Annotated in this window: 2 protein-coding genes and 2 pseudogenes; all 4 read right to left on the bottom strand. The window is 66.4% G+C overall.

Annotation, left to right across the window (positions count from 1 at the left end):
* Window positions 1–1,362: 1,362 nt before the first annotated feature.
* Window positions 1,363–1,557, bottom strand: a pseudogene (locus ACZ4N5_RS42925) (hypothetical protein); the annotation flags it as partial.
* A 752-nt stretch (window positions 1,558–2,309) separates the two neighbouring features.
* Window positions 2,310–2,420: pseudogene (locus ACZ4N5_RS42920) on the bottom strand (transposase); the annotation flags it as partial.
* A 974-nt stretch (window positions 2,421–3,394) separates the two neighbouring features.
* Window positions 3,395–4,108, bottom strand: a complete 714-nt coding sequence (locus ACZ4N5_RS42915) for a hypothetical protein (protein ID WP_467762395.1) — start codon at window positions 4,106–4,108, stop codon at window positions 3,395–3,397.
* A partial coding sequence (locus ACZ4N5_RS42910) for a polymorphic toxin-type HINT domain-containing protein (protein WP_467762394.1) occupies window positions 4,105–7,083 on the bottom strand: 2,979 nt, incomplete at its 5' end. The genes ACZ4N5_RS42910 and ACZ4N5_RS42915, both read right to left, overlap by 4 nt.

Here is a 7,083-nt window from a genome sequence, read left to right as displayed (position 1 = left end):
CCGCACCGCGGTTCCCACCTCGCCCCCCACTCCCTGAGCGAAACAGGCGACCAGCGGCTGACCCGCATGCTCCACCTGACGCGCCCAGCCCTCTCGGACCTCCCGGCGAGATGACCGCCTTCGGACCTCCGGCGAGACGCCCGCCTTCGGACCTCCCGTCGAGACGACGGACCGGGACCATGCTCCTCACCCACGGCAGGGCGCGCCTTCGTCGCCTTCGTGGGACGTGTCGAAGACCCTTGAGGCCCAGGTCAGCCCCTTAGCGCGCAGAGCCACCAAACGGCCCACCCTGATTTTCAAAACGCGCCGGCTTGTGCGCACCGACCGGCCGGCGGACCGCCCGTCGCGAGCGAAAACTCCAGGGCTCCCCACCCGGATCACCCTCTTGTCCCGAGGCCTTCCCTCGCCGACAGCCCCGAGCACCCCCAGTTGCCTCAGCTGCCCGTTCGGGGTCGGCTTGGAGCCGATTGTCTCGAGGGCACCGACGGAAGTCACTGGCCAGGCCCTATTCGGGTGCCCATAGATCTCGCCGCAGCTGTGTCCCCTGCCGACCCCGGGGAGCCGCCAGGGTCAGGCGCAGGCCAGTTTCATGTACTGGTCCGGAGACATCTGGGCGTCCGGGCGCCGTTGGCGGCTCTCAACAGTACGTGGAGAGTCAGGTCCGGAGTGCAGATGCGAGCGCATGGGCCTCCTTCAGGAAGGGCGGTCACCGGAACCCGGGGGCTTCTCCGTGGCGAGGCCCCGTGGCTGTGCGACGGTGCGGATCACCAGCAGGCACGGGCGAGGTCCACGAAGGGAGCCGCCTTCGGCCTGTGCCCGACTGTGCTTCGGGGTATCGAGAAAACCGGAGAGATCGCAGCCCCAGGGCGCCGGTGGTCGTGGCTCAAAACGCTCTCCCCGCCGTTGGGTGAGACGGATGCTTCTGTCCCACCCAACGGTCAAGGAAAGGAAGGGCCGTTCACCGCTGGGCGGAGAGCGATCCCAGGGGCGGAGGTGTCATCAGTCCTCCGCGACGAGGCACATTGCTTCTGGGAACTCCAAGGCGAGCTCCCTGCGCTCTGGAACTCCTTCTTCCGCGGCGATTTCCCGGAAGAGACGGATCATCGCGTGCCGGTCCTCCTCGGAAGCGTTGTCGAGCGCATTCCTCAGGAGACCTCCGACCGGTTCAGTGATTTTGGTTGCGACATCCGGGTCGATATCGTCGTCATCGGTCAATTCGATGCTGATGACGAGATCCATCACCGCTTTCGCGAGTGCGCGGTTGAGACTGGTCATGGTGCGACGATCCTTACTTTGATATTGGTGATGAGCTGCTTCGCGAGGATTTTGCGGGCTTCCGCAGCCACTGTGGCGTTCGGGACCCTCGCCCTCGGCCTTCAACGCGTCGGTGAGCTTGGCCTCCGCAGTCTCCTTGTCCTTCTTGGCGTTGTCCCGGTGCACCTTCGCGGCGTCAGCTGCGGCCTTCGCCTGCAACTCGGCCGTCTCGGCGGCCTTCTTGCGGAACTCCGCCTTCGACTGGGCGGACTGCGCGAGCGCACGCTGCGCGATGGTTGACGAAGTCCACGACGAACTCGCCGTACTGGAGGTCCGACCCGATGGCCTCCGGCCTCGTGTACTGCTCGGAGGAGAGTGAGGCATCAGGGGCACATCTGATCGCTCTCAGCAACGCCCGGAACGCTACGCCCGGAACGCAGTGGGTCGCGCAGTCGATGCCGACGCACGCGCCTCGGCCTCCCCGAGAACCGCGCCGCCCCGAGCGCGGCGAGCACCGCGTAGATCTGGGTCTCGCCGGCCTCCGCCGAGTAGCGCCCCGCTGCCGTGCGGTGGCGGGGCGCTACTCGGCGAGGCTGTCTCGCCGTCCGCCTACGACTGCGGGCGACTGCTCCAGATGACGGTGCGGTCTTCGCATTCGTAGTCGGATCCGAAGGGGTCTTCTCCCCCGCGCACAGCCGTGACGTTTGCGCACAGGACGAACCCTGATCCGCTTCTGGACCGAAGGACGACAGGCAGATGGAGCTCTCTGCGGGACGGGCTGATTCCAGAGAAACCGAGAATCTCTTCAGCCTCGGCCTTACTCGCGGAGCAGAGCTCGATCGACTTGTAATGCTGGACCAACTGCATGGCACTCACACCTTCGAAAAGCAGGTCCAGGCAAACCGTTTCCGTGCTGTCGGGAACTGCCCGAAGGAGCAGCTGAGAATGCCCGATCCCATAACGCCAGACCCTGAAGGCGCGATCGGACTTGAACATGACGGCGGAACTCACGTCATCATTTGAAGGGGTTGACATCTGTTTTACCTCCCTTGCATCAAGAGCCTCTTCGTCAGATGCAGCAGCAGCCCGCCCTCACCGGTCAGCCCGCCGGCCTTCGCACGGTCCACGAGTTGCCCGATCAACTGGTCGTCCAGGGCCTCCGGCATCCGTCCACTCGGCTCCTCCCCCCAGGTACTGAAGGTTCGCCATGGATTGCGTTCCGGCGTACCACAGCACCTCCAGCGTCGGCGAAGGAAGGCTGCCGAGAATCCGGGCGTCACGGCGTACTGCCTGGGCCTCCTCGTCGACCGATGCCGCGAGGTACTTGGCGACGACGTCGGCAGCCGTGTTCCCCTCGTGGGTCCAGTCCTGATGGAACAAGCCCATCACCCACGACACACCGAAGTCGAACGGGGTGAAACGGGGCACCGCGTTCCACCTCCTCACTTCAGTGAATCCCCTGAAAATTGTCGGCTTCACTTGCTTGCGGTTCAGCGGAGGCATGAGCATCACTTCTGACGACGTTCGTCGAACAGGTCGACGGGCTGACGGAGCGCTATCAGCGCAGGACGCCAGCGCTACGGCGGGTCGTCGAGACTGTCGCGGTAGCACTGGCCAGCTCCGCCGGGGCACGACTGCTCGCGACGCTGCACCACATGCTGCACCCCCGCACGGTCCACATGCAGATCGCGTCCCTGACATCGCACAGCTCATGCTCTGCCGGCCTGGCCGAAGTGCAGAAACCTGCAGCAGTGCTCGAAGCGCCAAACCGAGAAAACTGGCTCAATCAACTACCAGCAGGCATCGGACAGATCACTCGAATACGGACGCCGCTTCACCATGCTTGTGATGTACCGCCACGGACCAAGTGTGCCCGGGCGCAGAGCGATGACGACGGAGCGCGCAGCTTTGAACGCCGGGCATCCCAGGATGAGACACGAACGAGCAGCACCGTGCCCGATCCGTCCCCCTCCAGGCCCGTCAACCCCAGCCGCACCTACCACCTCTTCGCGCTCTCAGAGTCCTTCCATGGGCTAACAAGTCGGGCGAAATCGACCTCTTTGAAAGTGGAGAGGCTCAGTCCTTGCCAGGCGACCTCCCGCAGGGGCGGGCGGTTTCCACCCGCCCCTGCGCTTCGTTGTCAGTCGGTCCGGTCGTTGAGGCCTTCGCGCACGAGCCAGTACGGGTAGCCGAACCGCTCGCCGAGGGCGATGAGGCTTCCTCTGTCGGCGGGCACCTGGTACGCCTTCATGGCGCGCAGGAAGAACCGGTAGCCGAGGTCGGCGCACGCCTCGGTGACCACTCGCTCCAGGGCCGGCACGAGGCCGGTCACCGGAGCACCGAACGGCGGGTCCTGCGCCGCGTGACTCAGGCGCCCCGAGGCCGGACGGATCACCTGGAGGACGTCCCGTCGCAGTTCTTCGTCCACTACCGGCTGCGCCGGCAAAGGGACGAACGCGGAATCGTCCTGGCGCACTCGGGCCAGCCATGCCGCTTCGGCGCGACGCAGCCAAGTACGGGCGCTGATACCGCACTCGGCAGGGTCGAACAGGCCGTGTGTCGCCCCGAGCCACGCCGTGCGGATCGTGTTCTCCGGGAGCGGGGACCGAAGAAGCCGCTGGACGTCCTGGCCCAACTGCATCGCTTTGGAACGGTCGAACTCGTCGACCGCCAGTGACGCGAAGCCGAGCCATTCCGCGAGGGGTCCGCCCTCGGGGCGGAGGTGGCGGTCCGGCTCCCGGTCGAACATGTCCACCACACTCCACCGTGAGGCGATCCAGGTCAGCCCGATGTCCGTCACGTAGACGTCCTCCGGACAGCAGTTCTCGGACTCCTTGCCGTCAGTCAAGATCACCCTTCCAGATAGGAGGTGTAGACGACCCACTTGCCATGCGGGTGCTGTGCGTTCTTCTTGCCGATGTACTTCAGCTGCACGACGACCCAGTCGGTGTCGACGGCGCTCTTCACCGCTCCGGTGCCGTTACGAACCCATTTGTCGCCCAGTTTGATCCCGGACATGTCGCGCACCTGCCACCGGATGGACTTAAGGTCCGTCCGCGGATCGAAGCGGCCGCCCCTTCCGAGTTTCTGAGCGTTCTTGTTCTCCCAGCTGATCAGATCGGTCACATTGTCCGGGTGGTGGTCCAGCCACTGGGTGATGGCCTTGTCGACCGCTTCGGCGGCAACATCCTTGCTGGCCCACCGAGTCGCTATGCCCCGCCTGTTCCTCGGGTCCAGCGCCTTCGCCGCCATGTCTGCGTCCGACTTGTTCACGTGGTCGCCGATGGTGTGAGCGCCCTCGATGTCCTCGTCGGCGATGATGTTCACACAGTTGTGGACGAGGATGCTCTGGGGGTGGGCACCTTCGGTGCTGACGTAGAAAGTGTGAACACTGTCGACCGTCAGGTCGTAGACCTCGCGAGGCGGCAGACCGGACCGGTCCTTCAGGGCCGTCACGATGCGGAACGTACCCTCTGCCGTACGCAAGCTGTCACCCACCCGCAAGGCGGAGACCGGCGTCCAGCCGCGGTCCTTGGCGAAGAAGCGGTGGCCCTTCGTGCTGGAGATCACCTCACCGGCCAACGTGATGTCCACCAGTCGTCGGGTGTCGTGCCGCATGGTGTCCGTCACCGGCCGCGCAGACGGCCGACCGGTCTGCGGATCCGTGGCATGGACGAGGTCCCCGATGCGTATGTCGCGGATCGCCTTGTGGGATCCGTCTGCCATCAGGACGTCAGTGCTGCCCGGGAAACTGTTCCGGGTGCACGAAGTCGCGATCTCCTCGTAGAGTTCGACCTCCCTCTCAATCGCGGCTACCGCCACCGCGTCCACACCGTCGAGAGCCTTCAATGCCTTGAATGCGTCTCGGATGCCGACACCGGTCACGAACGCGGCATCCACTGCACGCAGCGCTTTCGCGATGGGATTGATGATCTTGCCCGCGAACAGGCTCGCTACGTCCACGGCTGCCCAGGCGCATCCGATGCCGCTTCCGTGTGCGCCGCCCGGGGCGATCTTCTGGGCGCACTTGATCCAGTTGCCGAAGAGAATGTCGACCGGGTCGATGTTCTCCTGCCACTCGGCCATCGTGATGGTGTGTGTGACCTTCTGGGACTGCTCCTTGGATTTGACCTCGCCGAGGTACTTCGTCGCACCGGACGGGCACAGGAATTTCTCCAGATCCAGGTCCTCGGCAGTGCACAGGTACAGGTCGAGCAGCGCTTTGTACCGGATCTTCGTGGTTATGGTGCAGTCGCCCTTGTAGACGAGTTTGCTGACCCAGCCGTCACAGCTGCTCGTCTTGTCCACGACCTCCGGTTCGCCGACCTTCTCGATGTGGTCGATGACATAGAAGACATTGCCGATCGAGCCGTCGCTGCCGTTGGGGACAGTTCCGGTGTTGATCTGCTTCGCCTTCTCCGCCTTCTCGGCCCTGTCCGCGGCGTCCTCGGCTTCCTCTGCGTACTTGTCGGCGTCCTTCGCGGCCTGTTCGGCTTCGGTGGCTGCTGTGTCGGCGTGGGTGGCTGCCGTGCGGGCGTCCTTGGCGTCCTGTTCGGCCTGGGTGGCGGCTGAGCGGGCGGCGGAGGCGTCGAGTTCTGCGGCGTCGGCGCTGTCGCGGGCGTCCTTGGCGTAACCCTCGGCGTTGCCTGCTGCCGTGTCGGCGGCTTCGGCGTCGGCGGTGGCCTGTTTGTCGTAGTCGATGGTGCGGGTCAGTGAGGCGGCGGCTGCGGAGGCGGCCTTGGCGGCGCCTGCGGCGTAGCCGAGGGCGTCCTTGGAGTAGGTGCGGGCGTCGGCTGCGTATCCGGCGGCGTTGGCTGCGTGCTGGTAAGCCTCCTTGGAGTCGCCCTTGGCCTGGTCGGCGAGGTTCTTGGCGGCCTGAGCCTCGGCGGCGGCGTTGGTGGCGTGCGCCTCGGCGATCGCCTGTTGCTGTTCGGCGATCGTCTTCGAGCCCTGTCCGGTCAGGACGACGAGGTCGGCGGCGGAGTCGGTGTCGGCGTAGGTGGAGCCGAGCTGAATGGCGTCGTTGGCCGGGTCGGTGACTCGTTGGGCCGACTTGCCAGCGTCGACTGCGGCCTGGGCGGTGACGTAGGCGTAGCCGGCGGCTTTGGCGGACGCCGCGAGTGCCTTGGCCGCCTCCGCGCTGGCACTGTTGGCCTGGGTCTTGGCGTCCTTGGCGTGCTGTTCGGCTTCGTCGGCGAGCTTGACCGCTGCCTTGGCCTCGGTCGAGGCGTCCTGGGAGGCCTTGATGGCGTCGGCGACCGCGCTGGTGGCGGTCTTGACCGCGGCGTCGGCCTTCAGCTTGTCGGCCTGAGCGGCGTCTGCGTCGGAGCGAGCGCGTTTGGCGGCGGCCTCGGCGCGGGTGGCCGCGGCGTCCGCGTCGGCTGCCGCCTGGGTGGCGGCGTCGGCCTCGGAGCGGGCCTTGCCTGCGGCGGTTTCGGCGTCGTCGGCGTGGGTGTCGGCCTCGTTGGCGGCGGCGCGGGCAGCGGTCGCCGCGTCACCGGAGTCCAGGGAGTCGGCGTAGGCGTCCTTGGCATCGGCCTTCGCCCGCGCGGCGTCGGCCTTCTGCTCAGCCTCCCAGGCGTCGTCCCGCAAAGACTTGGCGTGATCCTTCGCCTTGACCGCGTCGTCGCGCCGGTCCCCGGCGGTCTTCTCCGCGGCCTCGGCCTTGTCCTTGGCGTCCTTCGCCTTCGTCGCCTCGGACTCGGCGTTCTTGCGGTGCTCGGCGGCCTCGGACCGCTTGACGGCGGCGTTCTCCTTCTCCGCCTTGGCCGTCTTCTCCTCGGCCTCCGCCGCCAGCCGCTTGGCGTGCGCGTCGGCGGCGGCCGCCTT

This window comes from Streptomyces sp. NPDC026500 (assembly GCF_055567635.1).
This window is presented reverse-complemented; position numbering and strand designations above follow the sequence as displayed.